Source organism: Endozoicomonas sp. ALB032 (assembly GCF_049310125.1).
Classification (GTDB): Bacteria; Pseudomonadota; Gammaproteobacteria; order Pseudomonadales; family Endozoicomonadaceae; genus Endozoicomonas_A.
Genome location: NZ_JBLYNW010000001.1, coordinates 5307391 through 5328384, shown reverse-complemented (window position 1 = coordinate 5328384; position 20994 = coordinate 5307391). Strand labels below are relative to the sequence as shown.

At 47.3% G+C, this 20994-nt stretch carries 11 protein-coding genes; all 11 read right to left on the bottom strand.

All coding sequences use genetic code 11. The features are described from left to right. Nucleotides 1-76: 76 nt before the first annotated feature. The 11 genes from ACO6VG_RS19425 to ACO6VG_RS19375 all read right to left on the bottom strand — a co-directional run bounded on the left by ACO6VG_RS19425 (nucleotide 77) and on the right by ACO6VG_RS19375 (nucleotide 20968). The gene (locus tag ACO6VG_RS19425; protein ID WP_422138024.1) at nucleotides 77-1681 is read right to left on the bottom strand and encodes an F-box/WD repeat-containing protein; all 1605 of its coding nucleotides are present in this window, start codon (nucleotides 1679-1681) and stop codon (nucleotides 77-79) included. A gap of 159 nt (nucleotides 1682-1840) precedes the next feature. Beyond that, the gene (locus tag ACO6VG_RS19420) at nucleotides 1841-3451 is read right to left on the bottom strand and encodes an F-box/WD repeat-containing protein (protein WP_422133838.1); all 1611 of its coding nucleotides are present in this window, start codon (nucleotides 3449-3451) and stop codon (nucleotides 1841-1843) included. A gap of 162 nt (nucleotides 3452-3613) precedes the next feature. Then, nucleotides 3614-5167 carry an F-box/WD repeat-containing protein gene (locus ACO6VG_RS19415; RefSeq protein ID WP_422133837.1) on the bottom strand — a complete coding sequence of 518 codons (1554 nt, stop codon included), beginning with the start codon at nucleotides 5165-5167 and terminating at the stop codon, nucleotides 3614-3616. A gap of 149 nt (nucleotides 5168-5316) precedes the next feature. Further along, nucleotides 5317-6924, bottom strand: coding sequence for an F-box/WD repeat-containing protein (locus tag ACO6VG_RS19410; protein ID WP_422138022.1), 1608 nt, complete (start codon nucleotides 6922-6924; stop codon nucleotides 5317-5319). Nucleotides 6925-7073: 149 nt separating this feature from the next. Further along, nucleotides 7074-8666, bottom strand: a complete 1593-nt coding sequence (locus tag ACO6VG_RS19405; protein ID WP_422475218.1) for an F-box/WD repeat-containing protein — start codon at nucleotides 8664-8666, stop codon at nucleotides 7074-7076. 149 nt (nucleotides 8667-8815) lie between these two features. Continuing rightward, nucleotides 8816-10426 carry an F-box/WD repeat-containing protein gene (locus ACO6VG_RS19400; RefSeq protein WP_422133834.1) on the bottom strand — a complete coding sequence of 537 codons (1611 nt, stop codon included), beginning with the start codon at nucleotides 10424-10426 and terminating at the stop codon, nucleotides 8816-8818. A 225-nt stretch (nucleotides 10427-10651) separates the two neighbouring features. Beyond that, on the bottom strand, nucleotides 10652-14566 hold the full coding sequence (locus tag ACO6VG_RS19395) for an ankyrin repeat domain-containing protein (RefSeq protein WP_422475216.1): 3915 nt from the start codon (nucleotides 14564-14566) through the stop codon (nucleotides 10652-10654). A 752-nt stretch (nucleotides 14567-15318) separates the two neighbouring features. Further along, on the bottom strand, nucleotides 15319-19578 hold the full coding sequence (locus ACO6VG_RS19390; RefSeq protein ID WP_422475214.1) for an ankyrin repeat domain-containing protein: 4260 nt from the start codon (nucleotides 19576-19578) through the stop codon (nucleotides 15319-15321). 204 nt (nucleotides 19579-19782) lie between these two features. Beyond that, nucleotides 19783-20052: a hypothetical protein gene (locus tag ACO6VG_RS19385; RefSeq protein WP_422475212.1), complete on the bottom strand. Its 270-nt coding sequence runs from the start codon at nucleotides 20050-20052 to the stop codon at nucleotides 19783-19785. Continuing rightward, nucleotides 20049-20321 (bottom strand): hypothetical protein, encoded by a 273-nt coding sequence (locus ACO6VG_RS19380; protein WP_422133830.1) that lies wholly within the window; start codon nucleotides 20319-20321, stop codon nucleotides 20049-20051. Before ACO6VG_RS19380 ends, ACO6VG_RS19385 begins: the two co-directional genes overlap by 4 nt. Nucleotides 20322-20524: 203 nt before the next feature. Continuing rightward, entirely contained in the window at nucleotides 20525-20968 is a 444-nt protein-coding gene (locus ACO6VG_RS19375) for a hypothetical protein (protein WP_422475210.1), read from the bottom strand. Between the last annotated feature and the right edge of the window lie 26 nt (nucleotides 20969-20994).

Below are 20994 nucleotides of genomic sequence, written 5' to 3'. Positions count from 1 at the left end.
CAGTTCCGGAATGAAAGTTCATACCAGGTTGGTAAGTACAGCTAACAAAATGACTTTCGTCGCGTGCCGGATGGTGTCACTCAGTGACAGCAGACCATGAATGATTCCTCCGTAGTTCAGTGATTTTTACTATGCCATCCTCGCTGGATGTGATCACCTGGCTACCGTCGGCGCTAAAGGTGGCCGATGTGAGCCAGCCTTCATGGACAATGGTGGCCTTTTCTAACCATGAGCCATCATCCTGCTGACCAATGATTTTCGCCGTATTGTCCATGCTGGCAGTCACCAGATGACGGCCATCAGGGCTGAAGGTGGCCGAGAAGACCCGACCCTTATGGAAAAAGGTGCCTTTTTCTTTCCAAAAGCCATTGGCTGTTTTACCGTAAATTTTCACTTTACAATCATTGCTGGCAGTGACTAAATGGCGGCCATCGGGGCTGAAGCTGGTCGAGTTGATAAAATCACCGTGTTGAATGATGCCGCTTTTTGCCCATGATCCGTCGGCCTTTTTCTCATAGATTACCGCTTTGCGATCCGGACTGACGATGACCACAGAGCCGCCATTGGCACTAAAGGTGGCTGAAATGATACTACCGTCATGAGGAATGGCATCTTTTTCTTCCCATGATTCAGCGTCCTTCTGGCCAATGATTTTCAACGTCTTATCCTTACCGGCGGCTACCACATAACAACCATCGGTGCTGAAATTGGCTGAATAGATAGCATTCTTATAAAAAAAGCTGGCTGATAACTTCCATGATCCCTCACCTTTCTTACTAAGGATTTTCACTTTACCATCCAGACTGGAGGTGACCAGATGTTGGCTATCGGTGCTGAAGGTGGCTGACCTGATGTACCCATTATGAACAATGGTGGTTTTTGGTTCCCATGATTGATCACATCCCAGATTATATATCTTCGCTGCACAATGACGATTGACGGTGACTAAATGGTGACTATTGGGGCTGAAAATGGCTGGTTGGAAATTGCTTTCATGAGGAAAAGAGGTTTCTAGTTCCCATGTTTTATCAGGATTTTGGCGGTAGATTTTTGCCCTATGGTCGCCATTGGTGGTTGCCAGATAGCAGCCATCGGCACTGAGGGCCGCTGATTTGACCTTGTTGAGACTTGCGTTAGCGTTGGGGTTTTGTAGGCTGATGGCTGGGTTGATTTCATGAGTTTTGTCAATGGTGGCTTTAGTAACTAATTCAAAGGTTTTACATTTAGACATCAGCTCAGTCCGGGCGAAAAATAATAGTGCAGGTAAATAAATATTCGTCGGCTGGAGATCCAGGAGTGACTCGACTAACGCCTTATTATTTGAAAACGACTCAAGCCACTCACGGCGTTGATTCTTATCTTTTGCGCTGATGGTCATCCTCAGTTGATTCTGTTGTGCTGAAGAAAACTGGCGATACCAGGCTTTTTCCAGAGCGTTATTTTCCTTGATTGTGTCGCGAAGACGAGTACATACCTTTTGTAAACTGCGAATATCCCGAAGTTTCAAATGGCAAAAAATCATGGAAAGTGTATCTGAGTCTAAATCTTGCAATGAAAGTTTTTGCTTTTCTTGCTCGTCAGCTTCAGTGATGGACCTGCCCTCGTGGTTACCCGTTGGTGTTAGCGATAGAGCTTGCACTGATGGTGGTTCAATAACGGAATTATTATTTATTTCATGCATATCTTGATCCTGTAAAGCGGGTGTTTATTCTCGATCGCCAGGGCGGTTAAAAAGTTATTTAGTTAGAGACAGTTCCAGAATGAAAGTTCAAGACGGGCTGGTCAGTGAAACTAACAAAATGACTTTTGGTGGATGCAGGATGGTGTTACTGAGATAGCGTCACTCAGTGACAGCAGACAATAAATGATTCCTTTGCAGTTCAGTGATTCTCACCGTGCCGTCCTCACTGGATGTGATTACCTGGCTGCCGTCGGCGCTAAAGTTGGCCGATGAGAGCCAGTCATCATGGACAATGGCGGCTTTTTCTGACCATGACCCATCATCCTGCTGACCAATGATTTTCGCCGTTTTGTCATAGCTGGCAGTCACCAGATGGCGGCCATCAGGGCTGAAGGTGGCTGATATGACCAGACTCCTATGGGAAAAGGTAGCTTTTTCTTCCCATAAGCCATTGGCTTTTCTGTCGTAAATTTTTACTGTGTGATCATAGCTGGCAGTCACCAGATGTCGGCCATCGGGGCTGAAGTTGGCCGACTTGACAGGTCCCCTGTGTCGAATGACGGCATTTTCTGCCCATGATCCATCAGTCTTCTTGCTGTAAATGATCGCCTTGCAATCGACAATACTGGCAGTGGCTACACAGTCACCATCGGCGCTGAAGGTGGCTGAGATGACACTGCCACCATGTTGAATGACATCTTTTACTTCCCATGATGGATTGTCCTTCTGGCGATGGATTTTCACTGTCCTATCCTGACAGGCGATTAACGCGTAGCAGCCATCGGTGCTGAAAGTGGCTGAATAGATATCACAATGATGGGAAAAGATGACTGATAACACCCATGATCCATCATCTTTTTGGCTACTGATTTTAACTGTGTTATCCAAACTGGTGGTCACGATATGTCGACCATCGTTGCTGAAGGTGGCTGATCTGATGAGATCATAATGAGTAATGGTGGCTTTTGGTTCCCATGATTCATTGCATCCCAGAGCATAAATCTTCGCTGTGCCATCACCACTGAAGCTCACTGCATGGTGACTATCGGGGCTGAAATTCGCTGATTTGACCCATCCTTCATGAGGAATGGTTGTTTTTATTTCCCATGATCCATCAGGCTTGTGGCCGTAGATTTTTGCCGTATTGTCGCCATTGGCCGTGACCAGGTAGCGGCCATCACTACTGAGGGCGGCTGAATTGACTCTATTGAGGTGTTCCAGGTGGATACGATCGACTAATTGAAGGTCTGGGTTGGGTTTATATATTTTGTCAATGGTGGCATTAGTGACTAATTCAAATCTTTCACATTTGGACATCAGCTCAGCCCTGCTGAAAAATAACAGAGCTGCTAGATAAACGCTCGTCGGCTGCCGATCTGAGAGTGACTCGAGTAACGCCTGATCATTCGAAAACGACTTAAACCAGGCTCGGAGTTGATTCTTATCTTTTCCAGCGATGGTCATCCTTAGTTGAGACTGGTGTTCTGAAGAAAACTGGCAAAACCAGGCTTTTGCCAGAGCGTTATCTTCTTTGATAGTGTCGCGAAGGCGGGTAGATACCTTTTGTAAACTGCGAATATCCCGAAGTTTCAAATGGCAAAAAATTAAGGACAGTGTCTCTGAGGGTAAATCCTGTAATGAAAGTTTTTGCTTTTCTTTCGTGTCAGCTATAGAGGTGGACCTGCCCGCGTAGTTACCCGTTAGTGCCGGGGCTTTGGTTGGAGCTGGCGTCGGTGGTGGTTCAAAACCGGAATTATTGATTCCATTCATGTCTGGATCCTGCAAAGCTGTTGTTTATTCTCGATCGTCAGGGCGGTTTAAAAATTATTTAGTGAGCAGAGACATTTCCAGAATGAAAGTTCAAAACAGGCTGGTCAGTGAAACTAACAAAATGACTTTCGGTGCATGCGCAATGGTGTTGATGAGATAGCGTCACTCAGTGACAGCAGACAATAGATGATTCCTTCGCAGTTCAGTGATTCTCACTATGCCGTCCTCACTGGATGTGATCACCTGACTGCCATCGGCGTTAAAGGTGGCCGATAAGATAGGGCCATCATGAACAATCCTGGCCTTTTCTAACCATGTGCCATCATCCTGCTGACCAATGATTTTCGCCGTCTTGTCCCTGCTCGCAGTCACCAGATGACGGCCATCTGGGCTGAAGGTGGCTGATAAGGCACAATGCTTATGGGAAAAGGTGGCTTTTTCTTCCCATAAACCATTGGCTTTTCTGCTGCAAATTTTCACTGTGCCATCCTGGCAGGCAATCACCAAGTGATGGCCATCGGGGCTGAAGGTGGCTGATCTGAGAGGTTTCTCGTGTCGAATGATGGTGTTTTTTTCCCATGATACATCGGACTTCTTCTCATAGATTTTCGCAGTGTGATCCACACTGGCAGTCACCAAATAGTGGCCATTGGGACTGAAGGTGGCTGAGCAGACAAGCTCATTATGGGGAATGACATCTATTTCTTCCCACAGTTCATCGACCACCTGTTTATGGATTTTCGCAGTATTATCATAACTGGCGGTTACCACATAGCGGCCATCGGTGCTGAAACTGGCTGACCAGACAGCTCTTTTATGGCGAAGGGTAGCGGTTAATTTCCATGAACCATCGCGTTTTTGGCTATGGATTTTCGCTGTTCGGTCGCCACTGGCGGTCACTACATGTTGGCAATCGGTGCTGAAGGCAGCTGACAGGATGGGACTACCATGGGCAATGGTGGTGTTTGGTTCCCATGATTCATTGCGCACCAGATCATATATCTTGGCCCTGCCATCCAGACTGGCTGTCACTAGATGTTGGCTGTCGTTGCTGAAGGTCGCTAATTGGACCCAGAAGTCATAGGGAATGCTGGTTTCTTTGTCCCATGTTTCATCAGCCTTTTGGCCGTAGATTTTTGCCGTATGGTCTTCATTGGCGGTGACCAGGTATCGGCCATCAGCACTGAGTTTTGCTGAGTACACATCACACTTTATGTCAATGGAGGCCTTAGTGACTAATTCAAAGGTTTCACATTGAGACATCAGCTTAGCCCTGGTGAAAAATAATAAAGCAGGTGAATAAACACTCGTCAGCTGGCGATCTGTGAGTGACTTGATTAACGCCTGATCATTGGAAAACGACTCAAACCAGGCTCGGAGTTGATTTTTATCTTTGCTGGTGATGGTCATCCCCAGTTGATTCTGGTGTGGTGATGAAAACTGGCGATACCAGGCTTTTGCCAGTGTGTTATCTTCTTTGATAACTTCCCGAAGGCGGGTACATACCTTTTGTAAACTGCGAATATCCCGAAGTTTCAAATGGCAAAAAATCATGGAAAGTGTATCTGAGTCTAAATCTTGCAATGAAAGATTTTGCTTTTCTTGCTTGTCAGCTTCAGTGATGGACCTGGCCGCGTGGTGACCCGCTGATCTTAGCGATAGAGCTTGAACTTGCGTCAGTGGTTGCTCAAAACCGGAATTATTGATTCCATCCATGTCTGTATCCTGCAAAGCTGGTGTTTATTCTCGATTATTAGGGGATTTTGAAAATTATTTAGTTAGTCAGAGACAGTTCCGGGATGAAAGTTCATAACAGGTTGGTAAGTAAAACTGACAAAATGACTTTTTGTGCATGCTGAATGGTGTCACTCAGTGACAGCAGGCGATAAATAATTCCTCCGTAGTTCAGTAATTTTCACTATGCCATCTTCACTGGATGTGATCACCTGACTGGCATCGGCGCTAAAGGTGGCCGATGAGATCCAGTCATTATGGGCAATGTTGGCTTTTTCTAACCATGAGCCATCATCCTGTTGACCAATGATTTTCGCCGTTTTACAAAACACGACAGTAGTCACTAGATGGCGGCTATCAGGACTGAAGTTGGCTGACAAGAGCCAAAGCTTATGGGGAAAGGAGGCTTTTTCTTCCCATAAGCCATCGACTTTTCGGCCGTAAATTTTCACTGTGCGATCTCTGCTGGTAGTCGCCAGATGGCGGCTATCGGGGCTGAAAGTGCCCGAGTTGACAGTATCTTTGTGTTGTATAGTGGTATTTTTTATCCATGATCCATCGGACTTCTTCTCATAGATTTTCGCTTTGTAATCCATACTGGCGGTGACCAGATAGCGACCATCGGCGCTGAAGGCGGCTGACAGGACAGTCGCCTCATGGGGAAAAACCTTTTTTTCTGTCCATGATCCATCGGTCTGCTGACTATGGATTTTCGCAGTGTTATCGTAACTGGCGGTAACCACATGGCAGCCATCGGTGCTGAAACTGGCCGAATAGAGCGATTTCTCATGAGGAAGGATGGCTGTTAACTGCCAGGAACCATCGCGCTTTTGGCTATGGATCTTCGCCGTTCCGTCCATACTGGCGGTCAACACATGTTGGCTATCGGTGCTGAAGGAAGCTGATCTGATGTGATTTTCATGGGAAATGGTGGTGTTTGGTTCCCATGATTCATTGCATCCCAGGTCACATATCTTTGCCATGTCATTACTAATGACGGTGACTAAATGATGACTATCGGGGCTGAAAATTGCTGATTTGACATGGCCTTCATGAGGAATGGTGGTTTTAATTTCCCATGTTCCATCAGGGTTTTGACTGTAGATTTTTGCCGTATTGTCTCCATTGGCGGTGACCAGATAACGGCCATCGCTGCTGAGGGCGGCTGAATTGACTTTACTGAGCTGTCCCAGGCGGATGCGATTAATAATGCCGGTGGCTGAGTTGGTTTTGTAAGTTTTATCAATGGTAGCTTTAGTGACTAATTCAAAGGTTTTACAGTTCGACATCAGCTCTGCCTTGGTGAAAAATAACAGAGCAGGTAAATAAACACTCGTTGGTCGGCGATTCGTAAGCGACTCGATGAACGCCTGATCATTGGAAAACGATTCAAACCAGGCACGCAGTTGATTCTTATTTTTTACAGTGATGGTCATCCTTAGTTGAGACTGATGTTGAGGAGAAAACTGGCGATACCAGGCTTTTGCCAGTGTCTTATCTTCTCTGATAACGTCGCGAAGACGGGTACAGACCTTCTGTAAACTGCGAATATCCCGAAGTTTCAAATGGCAAAAGATCAGGGACAGTGTATCTGAGGCCAAATCCTGCAATGAATGTTTTTGCTTTTCTTTCTTGTCAGCTACAGCGATGGATCTGCCTGCATGGATACCCGTTGGTGTTAGCGATAGAGCCTGCGTCAGTGGTGGTTCAATACCGGGCTTATTATTTATTCCATGCATGCCTGGTTCCTGAAAAGTTGTTATTTATCTACGATCAGCAAGGACGTTTAAAAATTATTTAGTCAGTCAGAGACAGTTTCAGAGTGAAAGTTCATAACAGGCTGGTCAGTGAAATTAACAAAATGACTTTCGGTACATTCAAAAGGGTGTCACTCAGTGACAGCAGACAATAAATGATTTCTCCGTAATTCAGTGATTTTCACTATGCCATCTTTACTGGATGTGATCACCTGACTGCCATCGGCGCTGAAGCTGGCCGATGTGATAAAGTCATCATGGACAATGTTGGCTTTTTCTAACCATGAGCCATTATCCTGCTGACCAATGATTTTTGCCGTTTTACAACGCTTGTAAATTGACACCAGGTGGCGGCCATCAGGGCTGAAGCTGGCTGACAATACTTCATCATCATGGAAAAAAATGGCTTTTACTTTCCATACACCATTGGCGTTTCGACCGTAGATATTTACTGTGCCAAAGTTGCTGCCGGTCACTAAATGGCGGCTATCGGGGCTGAAGGTGGCCGATTTGTTAACGTTGTTGTATAGAGTGAGGGTATTTTCTTTCCATGATCCATCGGGCTTCTTCTCAAAGAGTTTCGTCCTGCAATCCATACTGGCGGTGACCAAATAGCAACCATTGGGGCTGAAATTGGCTGAAATGACTTTACCACTATGGGGAATGGAATCTGTTTCTTCCCATGATCCATCCGCCTTCTGGCTATGAATTTCCACCGTTTTATTAAAAGAGGTGGTGACCACATGGCAGCCATCATCGCTGAAGTTGGCTGAGTTGTAGGCTTTCCTGAGGGTGGCCGTTAATTGCCACGATCCATCATCCTTCCGGCTAAGGATTTTCCCTGTCTCATCACAACCGGTGATCACCGCATGACGACTATCAGTGCTGAAGGTGGCTGAATTGATGAGAGCACCATGGCGAAAGGTGGTGTTTGGTTCCCATGATTCATCCCATGCCAGATCATATATCTTCGCCGCATTAAAACTTACGATTAATAGATGGTGACTATCGGGGCTGAAAATGGCTGATACAACCGGTTTGTCATGGGGAATAGTGGTTTTTATTTCCCATATTCCATCAGCCTTGAGGCCGTAGATTTTTGCCGTACGGTCTCCATTAGCTGTGACCAGATAGCGGCTATCAGCACTGAGAGCGGCTGAGTTAACCCTATTGAGCTCTGGCCTATTCAAGGGACCGGCAATGGGGGGGGATGAGTTCGCTTTATAAGTTTTGTCAATGGTGGCTCTGGTGACTAATTCATAGGTTTTACATTGAGACATCAGCTCAGCCCTGGTGAAAAATAATAGAGCGGGTGAATAAACACTCGTCGGCTCGCGCTCTGTGAGTGACTGGAGTAACGCCTGATCATCGGAAAAGGACTCAAACCAGGCTCGGAGTTGATTCTTATCTTTAATGGTGAGGGGCATTCTCAGTTGATTCTGGTGTGATGAAGAAAACTGGCGAAACCAGGCTTTTGCCAGAGCCTTGTCTTCTTTGATCAGGTCGCGAAGGCGGGTACATACCTTTTGTAAACTGCGAATATCCCGAAGTTTCAAATGGCGAAAAATCAGGGACAGTGTATCTGAGGTTAAATCCTGAAATGAATATTTTATTTCCTTGTCAGATACAGTAACGGACCTGCCCGCACTGTTATCCGTTGTTGTTAGCGATAGAGCTTGTGTTAGTGGTGATTCAGTAACGCGATTTTTATTTATTCCATTCATGACTGGCTCTTGCAAAGTTGCTTTTTATCGTTGATCAACAAGGGCAGTTAAAAAATATTCAGTCAGTTAGAGAAAATTTCAGAATGAACGTTCATAACAGGCTGATCAGTGGAACTAACAAAATGCCTTTCGGTGCATGCAGAAAGATGTCACTCAGTGACAGCAGACAATGAATGATTTCTCCGTAATTCAGTGATTTTCACTATGCCATCCATACTGGATGTGATCACCTGGCTGCCATCGGCGCTGAAGCTGGCCGATGAAACAGAGTCATCATGGAAAATGTTGGCTTTTTCTAACCATGAGCCATCATCCTGCTGACCAATGATTTTCGCCGTTCCGTCCTTGCTTGCAGTCACCACATGACGGCCGTCAGGGCTGAAGGTGGCTGAAAAGACCCAATCATCATGGAAAAAAGAGGCTTTTTCTTCCCATAAGCCATCGGCTTTTCGGCCGTAAATTTTCACGGTTTGATCTCTTCTGGCCGTCACTAAATGACGGCCATCGGGGCTGAAGGTGGCGGATTTGACATATTTAGTGTGTTGAATGAAGGTATTTTCTTCCCATGATCCATCGGATTTCTTCTCATAGATTCTTGCCTTGCAATCATTCATACCGACGGTAACCACATAGCGATCATCGGCGCTGAAGGCGGCTGACAGGATAGCCTCCTCATGGGGAAAAACTTCTTTTTCTTCCCATAATCTGCCGTTCTGGCTGTAGATTTTCGCGGTTTTATCCCTGCAGGCAATTAGCAAATGGCGGCCATCGGTGCTGAAAATGGCTGAATGGATAGCATCGTAATGGGCAAGGATGGCAGTTGAATTCCATGATCCATCATCCTTCTGACTGTAGATTTTTGCTGTGTGATCCAAACTGGCGGTTACTACATGTCGACTATCGGTGCTGAAAGTGGCAGAAGAGATTGGATTATCATGGCGAATGGTGGCCTTTGGTTGCCATGTTTCATTAGATCCCAGGTCAAATACCTTCACCATGCCATAGCCATACGAACTGACGATCACCAGATGGTGACCATCGGGACTGAAAATTGCTGATACGACCTGTCTATCAAGAGGAATGGTGGTTTTAATTTCCCATGTTCCATCCGTCTTGTGGCCGTAGATTTTTGCTGTATTGTCGCCATTGGCGGTTACCAGATAGCGGCCATCAGCACTGAGGTCGGCTGAGTGGACTCTATTGTCAGCTTCCATAATCATGAGCTCGTCAGAGCTGGTGTCTGAGTTGGCTTTATAAATTTTGTCAATGGTGGCTTTTCTGACTAATTCAAAGGTTTTACATTGAGACATCAGCTTAGCCCTGGTGAAAAATAATAGAGCAGGTGAATAAACACTCGTCGGCTCGCGCTCTGTAAGTGACCGGAGTAACGCCTTATCATTGGAAAACAACTCAAACCAGGCTCGGAGTTGATTCTTGTCTTTTATGGAGAGGGTCATCTTCAGTTGATTCTGGTGTGCCGAAGAAAACTGGCGATACCAGGCTTTTGCCAGAGCGCTATCTTCTTTGATCACGTCGCGAAGGCGGGTACAAACCTTTTGTAAACTGCGAATATCCCGAAGTTTCAAATGGCGAAAAATCAGGGACAGCGTATCTGAGGTTAAATCCTGAAATGAAGATTTTTTTTCCTCGTCAGATACAGTAATGGACCAGCCTGCACTGTTACCCGTTGGTGTTAGCGATAGAACTTGAGTTTGCGTTATTGGCGGTTCAATAACGGGTTTATTATCTATTCCATGCATGAAGGGCTCCTGCAAAGTTGTTATTTGTCTTTGATCAACAAGGACGTTTAGAAATTTTTAGTCAGTCAGAGACAGTTTTAGAATGAAAGTTCAAAACAGGTTGGTAAGTACAACTAACAAAATGATTTTTGGTGCATGCAGGATAGTGCTACTGAGATAGTGTCACTCAGTGACAACAGACAATAAATGATTCCTCCGTAATTCAGTGATTTTCACTTTTATTGCTCACTGTTGAAGGCTGCCCGATGGTTGGGCTCCATAGTCTTCAAGAAGTTTCTTGCAGTCTGTGCAGATAAGCTGCATAGCATAGTCGAGAGCCGTCCTGCCATATTTATCCTTCTCTTTGGCTACTAAGCGGTCAAAGTCCAGCAATTTCTGGATGACCTCTGGATGGCCACAATTAGCAGCTGTGTGGAGAGCCGTTTTGCCATTGTTGTCCTTCTCTTTGGTCAGTGAGCGGTCAAATTCCAGCAATGTCTGGATGGCCACTGTGTTGCCACGAAAAGCAGCATTGTGGAGAGCCGTTTTGCCATCGTTGTCCCTCTCTTTGGCCAGTGAGGGGGCAATTTTCAGCAATTTGTGGATGGTCTCTGAGGGGCCTTCATAAGCAGCTTTGTGGAGAGCCGTTTCGCCAAAGATATTCTTCTCTTTGACCAGGGAGGGGTCAAAGTTCAGCAATGTCTGGATGACCTCTGTCTGGCCTTCCGAAGCAGCCAGGTGAAGAGCCGTTTCGCGATCAATCTTCTCTTTGGCCAGGGAGGGGTAAAAGTCCAGCATTCTCTTGATGAATTTTGTGTTGCCATTGCGAACAGCAGTATGCAAATCCCGAAGGTGCTTGATTCGGTCACTGTCCGACAATACCTTGGCCTTGACGGCCTCTGTGTGGCCTTGACCGGTAGCAAAGTGGGGTGATTTTGCTCCATCAGACGACGAGCTTTTTTCTTCTGGCTTCAATTCAGGTCGAACATCAAACACTTTCGTCACAACAATCTCAGGCAATCGGATGGTTGTTAACTGATTGGCTGAAATACTCTTGCGACAGAGAGAACACTCTTTTTTGTCTTCTACCCAACGGGTAATGCAATCTTTATGGAAGAGTTGGCCGCAACAGGGAGTGGCCGCAACATGTTCGACCATTGCCTCCATGCAAATTGGACACTCCATGTGAGCCACTGCGTCTGAAAGCTCCTGAGTTGATGGCGATGAAGCAATTTCAGATGACGTGGGTTTTTGATTGAATATCGGCTCAAGCAGCCCCAGAACCTGTTTGAGTTTCAGGTCTTTTTCAAGGTAAGGAGATACACGAGCATAATCGTATAAAGGCCGCCAGCTAAGTTCGCCTACGAGATTTTTATCAAGCAGCTCATTGGCCACAGCATCTGATAAACCATGCAAAAGCCAGGAAAAAATAGTACCGGCGCCGATACCTCGATCAACCAATATATGAAAAGGCGTACAACCAGCAATATTGGCTTCTGATAGCATGGCTGGCGTAATGGTTTCAGCATTGCGTTCAAAGAATGCTGCAATCTCTTCAGGTGAGCTGTTTCTTGCTATTTCGTGTAACTGGTTTTTACCACTGGCGACAGTGACTATGGATTTTTCTGTGATGCTTTTTTCTCGCTCTTCCTTCAACCAGTCAAGTCGATGTGACCTGACTTGAAACAGCCTGGCCTGTTGAAACAGCTCGTCCCAGCTGAGTTCAGGGTTAGTCTCCAAAAGTGTTTTTAGAAGCTGGTCATGCTTATGCTCAAGGTCAGCCCGCAACCAAGACGATGCAGCTGCAGGAGAAGTATGCTGTAAAAACATCTGAGATACAGAGACACCGGCATGGTTGGTTGTTAATCCTATGAGATAATCAAAGTAAACCCTGCCCAGAAATGCTTTGGTCAGTGAGATATTACCTCTGGCAAAGAGAAGATGCAGCGGGGTATAGCCATCAATGGCTCGTTTTTTGCGTAACACCTTAGAGTCAAGGTAAATGCGACAGCCTTCAATAAGCCGTTGAATGGTAGATGGATAAGCCTGACCAAACAGTATGTGCAGTGGCGTTTCGCCATTATGGGCTTCAGCCTCCAGCATAGCACCGGTCATCAGGGAATAATTCTGGTCAATAAAATTATAAATCAGCGTGTTACTGCAACTGGCAAAAAGAATATGCAGCAGGTTTGCGCCACTGAAATTCTGCATTGCCAGATCCTGGCGAACAGGTCTGCCTGTCTGATTTTGTAATCTTTGAAACACTCCCTCCACTGCCCGGAAGAAATTCCGGTGATAAAGAATATGAAGCGGAGTTGAACCTCGGCGGTTCTGCCGGGCCTGCAATTCCCAGGTAATCATCTTGCCATTAGATTGAATGGTTTCCATGATGTCCTGTTCCGACTGATATTGAAACAGGTAGTGTGCTGATGTCCAGCCGTCATTGTCTGGAAGCTGTATCAGTTCAGCGGTTACCCAATGCTTGAAACGCTGCAGAAACGACCGGATGACTGCCGGTGAAGTATATTGAGCCAGATCGTGAAGCACGGTTCTGTGGTTACGATCTGTCTGATTTATATCCTCAGCGACTATCGGTAAATCGAATTGTTGTAACAGGTCGAGCAGGGTTTCTTCGGTTCCGAAACGAATCATGAAACGGAACAGAGTCAGAGTATTGTCCATTGAAGGTGTTCCCGGTACTTGCCCTCTGTACCGAGTGCACTGACTTTGGGTATGGCTTTTTAGCATTACTTGGCGTGCGTCAAGGGTACCTGCAATGGGTCTGAATTGTTGACACTGATCGCATGTTATCCGGTGCCTTTCTGCGTGAGGCAGTACTTCCTGAAGCAGAAACCCGCTTTGTTCGCAATCCACACAAGATAGCCTTAAACCGGCTTCTGACGCAGGCCTGTCCAGATTCGCTAACACCTGTCGTTTGCTGACGTGATATTCGGTTTGATGCAGTATGACGGTGTAATACTCATCATCCCCGGACAATGCATTATGAGTGTAATCGGTACGTTTGTTATCAGGTTCTGGATAATTCTGCTCTGGCTGGTTTTGTTGTTTTTCATTGTTGTGTGTCTGGCGGCCTGAATAGCGCTGTTTGTTGCCTTTATTCACTGCGGGATTTTGTGAACTTGTGCTTTCGGAGTTTCCCAGCTGTATGGTTCCGGGGGGTGTCTGAGTCTTGGTCTGTCTTCTAAAGGTGCGTTCCAGTTCCGAGTATTCAAACTCAAGACTGAACTCAGTATCTGGAAGTTCCAACACGATAGCCAGTTGCTTTCGGAGGGATTTAAGGATTTCTTCAGATAATGGGTTGGGTAGTTCATCTGAGTCTGCTGTCAGCTCCAGAAGCTGTTGTATCAGATGCTCCCTGCCACTGAGTTTGGGTGCGAGCCAGTGTAAAAGCGCCCGTGTATTAAGCAGCTTATCCGCCAGTTCCCGGGATTCAGCCAGGCTGATTTGGAAGGTAAGCGGCGGCGAATCGCCGAACCGCACAACCATCGTTACTCCTTCGGGCTGAGTATTGGTAAGCCAGTGGTACACCCCGACAAAGGGCAGATAATCACGCCAGTTAGCAGGCAGGCTCAGAGTGGGCAGGAGAATCAGGTCGACCATCATTTTGTCAGGTACGGGCATAAAGGGCGGTCGTTTGAAATCGTTGTCATCGTCAGTGTCGTAGCCACCACCTGAAGGGCTTTGAAACAACACAGGCTTGATTGGCATATCGGCGGGAGGAATTGCCCCGGCATTTTGAGTATTGAGCGTTTTTTCTACTCGTCCATCTACCACTAAAAAAGGCCTTTTTGAACGCAGATATTGCCCTGATGTGAATGGATACGGGTGATTAAAAGACTCCGGGCAAGGCTGGCTTTCTTTAATCGTCATTCTGCCCGTTCGCTCACTCAACGTAAGCACATAAAGGTGGGTTGATTTATCATTATCAGAAAAGGGGAAAGGTACAACAGCACTGGCTTGATAAGTAAAGCCCTGAGCGTTTAAGCCTTGTGCACAGACAATGAATGGCTGGTCGATCTGCCCGAAAATAGTAACTTCGCCAGTAAAAGACTGTGTTCGTGTGCTCTGAGTTTTTGTAGCAACACTTACCGACCTGGCTCGAACGGATATAGAGGCATCACTTTGTTGGTTTACAGGCAACTGCCATTCCAAATATTCACCAGTGGCCACTTCAGGATTTGTGAAAAAGGAAATTACTGTTGCTACAAATGATACAGTCGACAGCTGTAGAAAGGTGTAAAAGATGTACATTGCCAAAGAGTTTAGGTTGCTGAGTTTATACAGGGTAGTCTGTTTTGTTGATACTGAGAATTGGAATAAGCCTTGTGAGGCTGTCGCAAAACTCCAACAACTCGTTCCCATGCTCCGAGGTTGTCGAAAAACCCTGGTTCCCCTCCCGTCATTCCCGGCTAGACTCCCGTCATTCCCGGCTAGACTCCCGTCATTCCCGGCTAGACTCCCGTCATTCCCGGCTAGACTCACGTCATTCCCGGCTAGACTCCCGTCATTCCCGGCTAGACTCACGTCATTCCCGCGAAGGCGGGAATCCACACTGAATCACCACCAGAACCATACTGCCCGGTGCCCCTGGCCTTTTCATCCGCGAGAAGGCAGAGGCCCACTGTTGGCGCTGGATTCCCGCCTTCGCGGGAATGACGACCTCAGAGCTTGGGAACGAGGGCTGTATGGATATCAAGGCTTAGCTGCACTAGTCTCTTCCAAAATTGATGCAGTTATTTTTCGGCGTGCTACCTGAAGACTAAAGTCGAGAAACGTTGGTGAAAAGGCGTTTATTAAGGATGGGGAGGTCAAAGGTACTGCGACGGGTTTGGCGCAGTATGAGGGCGAGGTTTGAAATAATCAAGAATCGGTTCTCCGCGCAATTTTATTGCTCACTGTTGAAGGCTGCCCGATGGTTGGGCTCCATAGTCTTCAAGAAGTTTCTTGCACTTTCTGTGGCCACACTTGATAGCAAAGTCGAGAGCCGTTTTGCCATCGTTGTCCTTTTCTTTGGCCAGGGAGCGGTCAAAGTTCAGCAATGTCCGAATGTCCGCTGTGCATCCCTCACGAGCAGCTTTGTGGAGAGCGGTTTCGCCGTAGTTATCCTTCTCTTTAGCCAGCGAGCGGTCAAACTTCAGCAATGTCTGGATAACCACTGTATGGCCCCAAAAATTAGAAACAGCTTTGTGAAGAGCCGTATTGCCATAATAATCCTTCTCTTTGGCCAGAGAACGGTCAAACTTCAGCAATGTCCGGGTGGCCTTTAAGTGGCCACATTCAGAAGCGAAGTGGAGAGCCGTACAGCCATAGTTATCCTTCTCTTTGGCCAGTGAGGGGTCAAAGTTCAGCAATGTCTGGATGGCCTCTGTGTGGCCGTTATAAGCAGCTAAGTGGAGAGCCGTACAGCCATAGTTATCCTTCTTTTTGGCCAGTGAGGGGTCAAAGTTCAGCAATGTCTGGATGGTTTCTAGTTGGCCATTACGAGCAGCTGAGTGGAGAGCCGTCGAGCCATCGTTAGCCTTCTCTTTGGCCAGGGAGGGATCAACCTTCAGCGATTCCCTGATCAACCATGTGTTGCCATTGCGGGCAGCAACGTTAAAATCCCAAAAGCGGATGAATCGGTCAATGTCCGACAATACCTTGGCTTCGACGGTGTCTGTTTGGCCTTGACCAGTAGCCAAGTGGGGTAATGGTGTATCGCCCATCTTATCTGTCGTTTCTAATTGCATACCGGCTTTAAAGTCAGGTTCAACACCAAAGGCAAAACCTTTTGCTCCATCAGGCGACGAGCTTTTTTCTTCTGGCTTCACTTTAGGCTGAGCATCAAACCCTTTCGGAACAACAATATTAGGCAGTCGGATGGTTGTTAATTGATTGGCTGAAATACTCTCGCGACAGAGAGAACACTCTTTTTTGTCTTCTACCCAACGGGTAATGCAATCTTTATGGAAGAGTTGACCGCAACAGGGAGTGGCCGCAACATTTTCGACCATTGCCTCCATACAAATTGGACACTCCATATGAGCCTCTGCGTCTGAAAACTCCTGAGTTGATGGCGATGAAGCAATTTCAGATGATGTGGGTTTTTGATTGAATATCGGCTTAAGCAGGCCCAGAACCTGTTTGAGTTTCAGGTCTTTTTCAAGATAAGGAGATACACGAGCGTAATCGTATAAGTGCCGCCAGCTAAGTTCGGCAAAGAGATTTTTATCAAGCAGCTCAACGGTCACAGCATCTGATAAACCATGCGAAAGCCAAGACAAAATAGTACCGGCGCTGATACCTCGAACAACCAATATATGAAAAGGCGTAATACCAGCAGTATTGGCTTTTGATAGCATGGCTGGCGTGATGGTTTCAGCATTGCGTTCGAAGATTGCTGCAATCTCTTCAGGTGAGCTGTTTCTTGCTATTACGTGTAACTGGTTTTCACCACTGGCGACAGTGACTATGGATTTTTCTGTGATGCTTAAAACCTCTGAAGATTTTTCAGCACTTGCAATGGAGACTTCCGAAGTCGTTGCTTTCTCCGGTACAAGCAGCGGCGGAGCGGATGGCCCATGAGCAAGCCTTGTCGAACCCAAAGGTTCTGAAAGCGGTGCCGAAAATCCAACAAATGATGGTTCAAGTTTTTCTCGCTCTACCTTCAACCAGTCAAGTCGATGTGACCTGACCTGAAGCTGCCCGGCCCGTTGAAACAGCTCGTCCCAGCTGAGTTCAGGGTTAGTCTCCAAAAGTGTTTTTAGAAGCTGCTTATGCACATGCACAAGGGTAGCCCGCAACCAGGTCGATGCAGCTGCAGGAGAAGCATGCTGCAACAACATCTGAAGTACAGAGACACCGGCATGGTTGGTTGTTAGTCCTGTGAGATAATTAAAGTCAAAGCTGTCCAGAAATGCTTTAGTCAGTGAGATATCACCTCTGGCAAAGAGAAGATGCAGCAGGGTATAGCCATCAATGGCTCGTTTTCTGCTTAACACCTGAGAGTCAAGGTAATTTTTATAGAGGTCAATAAGCCGTTGAATGGCAGATGAAGAACCCTGCTCAAACAGTATGTGCAGAGGCGTTTCGCCATTATGGGCTACATCCCCCAGCATAAAACCGGTCTTCAGGTAATTCCGGTCAATAAAATGATAAATCAGCGGGGTACTGCCACTGGCAAAAAGAATATGCAGCAGGTTCACGCCACTGAAATCCTTCACTGCCAGATCCTGGCTAACAGGTCTGCCTGTCTGATTTTGTAATCTTTGAAACACTTCCGCCACTGCCCGGAAGAAATGCCGGTGATAAAGAATATGAAGCAGGGTTGAACCTTGGTGGTTTCGCCGGGACTGCAATTCCCAGGTAATCATCTTGCCATTAGATTGAATGGTTTCAGTGATGGCTTGTTCTGACTGATATTGAAACAGGTAGTGTGCTGAAGTCCAGCCGTAATTGTCTGGAAGCTGTATTAGTTCTGCTGTTACCCAATGTTTGAAACGCTGAAGAAACGATCGGATGACTGCCGGTGAAGTATATTGAGCCAGATCGTGAAGCACGGTTCTGTGGTTACGATCGGTCTGATTTAAATCCTCAGCGACTATCGGTAAATCGAATTGTTGTAACAGGTCGAGCAGGGTTTTTTCCGTTCCGAAACGAATCATGAAACGGAACAGAGTCAGAGTATTGTCCATTAAAGGTGCTCCCAGTACCTGCCCTCTGTAGCGAGTACACTGACTTTGGGTATGGTTTTGTAGCATTATTTGGCGCGCATCAAGGGTACCTGCAATGGGTCTGAATTGTTGACACCGATCGCATGTTATCCGGTGCCTTTCTGCGTGAGGCAGTACTTCCTGAAGCAGAAACCCGCTTTGTTCGCAATCCACACAAGATAGCCTTAAACCGGCTTCTGACGCAGGCCTGTCCAGATTCGCTAACACCTGTCGTTTGCTGACGTGATATTCGGTTTGATGCAGTATGACGGTGTAATAGTCAACAGCCCCGGACAATGCATTATGAGTGTAATCGGTACCTTTGTTATCAGGTTCTGGATAATTCTGCTCTGGCTGGTTTTGTTGTTTTTCATTGTTGTGTGTCTGGCGGCCTGAATAACGCTGTTTGTTGCCTTTATTCACTGCGGGATTTTGTGAACTTGTGCTTTCGGAGTTTCCCAGCTGTATGGTTCCGGGGGGTGTCTGAGTCTTGGTCTGTCTTCTAAAGGTGCGTTCCAGTTCCGAGTATTCAAACTCAAGACTGAACTCAGTATCGGGTAGTTCCAACACGATAGCCAGTTGCTTTCGGAGGGATTTAAGAATTGCTTCAGATAATGGGTTGGGTAGTTCATCTGAGTCTGCTGTCAGCTCCAGAAGTTGTTGTATCAGATGCTCCCTGCCACTGAGTTTGGGTGCGAGCCAGTGTAAAAGTGCCCGTGTATTAAGCAGCTTATCCGCCAGTTCCCGGGATTCAGCCAGGCTGATTTGGAAGGTAAGCGGCGGCGAATCGCCGAACCGCACAACCATCGTTACTCCTTCGGGCTGTGTATTGGTAAGCCAGTGGTACACCCCGACAAAGGGCAGATAATCACGCCAGTTAGCAGGCAGGCTGAGAGTGGGCAGGAGAAGCAGGTCGACCATCATTTTGTCAGGCACGGGCATAAAGGGCGGACGTTTGAAATCGTTGAAATCGTCAGTGTCGTAGCCACCACCTGAAGGGCTTAGAAACAACACAGGCTTGATTGGCATATCGGCGGGAGGAATTGCCCCGGCATTTTGAGTATTGAGCGTTTTTTCTACTCGTCCACCTACCACTAAAAAAGGCCTTTTTGAACGCAGATATTTCCCTGATGTGAATGGATACGGGTGATTAAAAGACTCCGGGCAAGGCTGGCTTTCTTTAATCGTCATTCTGCCCGTTTGCTCACTCAACCTGAGCACATAAAGATGGGTTGATTTATCACTATCAGAAAAGGGGAAAGGTACAACAGCACTGGCTTCATAAGTAAAGCCCTGAGCGTTTAAGCCTTGTGCACAGACGATAAATGGCTGGTCGATCTGCCCGAAAACAGTGACTTCGCCAGTAAAAGGCTGCGTTCGTGTGCCCTGAGTTTTTTTAGCAACACTTACCGACCTGGCTCGAACGGATATAGAGGCATCACTTTGTTGGTTTACAGGCAACTGCCATTCCAAATATTCACCAGTGGCCACTTCAGGATTTGTGAAAAAGGAAATTACTGTTGCTACAAATGCTACATTGGACAACTGTAGAAAGGTGTAAAAGCTGTACATTGCCTGATCGGTTAGGTTGCTGAATTTATTCAAGGTAGTCTGTTTTGCTGAGACTGAGAATTGGAATAAGCCTTGTGAGGCTGTCGCAAAACTCTAACAACTCGTCCCCTCGCTTCGTGGGTGTCGCAAAACTCCAACAGCTCTTTCCCATGCTCTGAGGTCGTCATTCCCGCGAAGGCGGGAATCCAGCGCCAACGGTGGATCTCTGACTTCTCGGGGATGACAAGGCCAGGGGGGCACCGGGCAGTATGGTTCTGGTGGTGAGTCAGTGTGGATTCCCGCCTTCGCGGGAATGACGGGAATGACGGGAATGACGGGAATGACGGGAATGACGGGAATGAAGTCGGGAATGACGGGAGTCAACTCGTTCCCTCACTCTGTGGGTGTCGCAAAACTCCAACAGCTCGTTCCCATGCTCTGAGGTCGTCATTCCCGCGAAGGCGGGAATCCAGCGCCAACGGTGGATCTCTGACTTCTCGGGGATGACAAGGCCAGGGGGGCTCCGGGCAGTATGGTTCTGGTGGTGAGTCAGTGTGGATTCCCGCCTTCGCGGGAATGACGGGAATGAGGCCGGGAATGACGGGAATGAGGCCGGGAATGACGGGAATGAAGCCGGGAATGACGGGAGTCAACTCGTTCCCTCACTCTGTGGGTGTCGCAAAACTCCATCGCAAAACTCCAACATGGGTCTCGCAAAACTCCAACATCAACTCTTTCCCATGCTCTGAGGTCGTCATTCCCGCGAAGGCGGGAATCCAGCGCCAACGGTGGATCTCTGACTTCTCGGGGATGACAAGGCCAGGGGGGCTCCGGGCAGTATGGTTCTGGTGGTGAGTCAGTGTGGATTCCCGCCTTCGCGGGAATGACGGGAATGAGGCCGGGAATGACGGGAATGAAGCCGGGAATGACGGGAGTCAACTCGTTCCCTCACTCTGTGGGTGTCGCAAAACTCCATCGCAAAACTCCAACATGGGTGTCGCAAAACTCCAACATCAACTCTTTCCCATGCTCTGAGGTCGTCATTCCCACGAAGGCGGGAATCCAGCGCCAACGGTGGATCTCTGACTTCTCGGGGATGACAAGGCCAGGGGGGCACCGGGCAGTATGGTTCTGGTGGTGGGTCAGTGTGGATTCCCGCCTTCGCGGGAATGACGGGAATGAAGGCGGGAATGACGGGAATGAAATCGGGAATGACGGGAATGACGGGAATGACGGGAATGACGGGAATGACGGGAATGACGGGAATGACGGGAATGAAGCCGGGAATGACGGGAGTCAACTCGTTCCCTTGCTCCGTGGGTGTCG

Bases quoted from the DNA above. Each gene is read 5' to 3' on its own strand.
- ACO6VG_RS19425 (WP_422138024.1), bottom strand. From the start codon at position 1,681: ATGCATGAAATAAATAATAATTCCGTTATTGAACCACCATCAGTGCAA.
- ACO6VG_RS19415 (WP_422133837.1), bottom strand. From the start codon at position 5,167: ATGGATGGAATCAATAATTCCGGTTTTGAGCAACCACTGACGCAAGTT.
- ACO6VG_RS19410 (WP_422138022.1), bottom strand. From the start codon at position 6,924: ATGCATGGAATAAATAATAAGCCCGGTATTGAACCACCACTGACGCAG.
- ACO6VG_RS19405 (WP_422475218.1), bottom strand. From the start codon at position 8,666: ATGAATGGAATAAATAAAAATCGCGTTACTGAATCACCACTAACACAA.
- ACO6VG_RS19420 (WP_422133838.1), bottom strand. From the start codon at position 3,451: ATGAATGGAATCAATAATTCCGGTTTTGAACCACCACCGACGCCAGCT.
- ACO6VG_RS19400 (WP_422133834.1), bottom strand. From the start codon at position 10,426: ATGCATGGAATAGATAATAAACCCGTTATTGAACCGCCAATAACGCAA.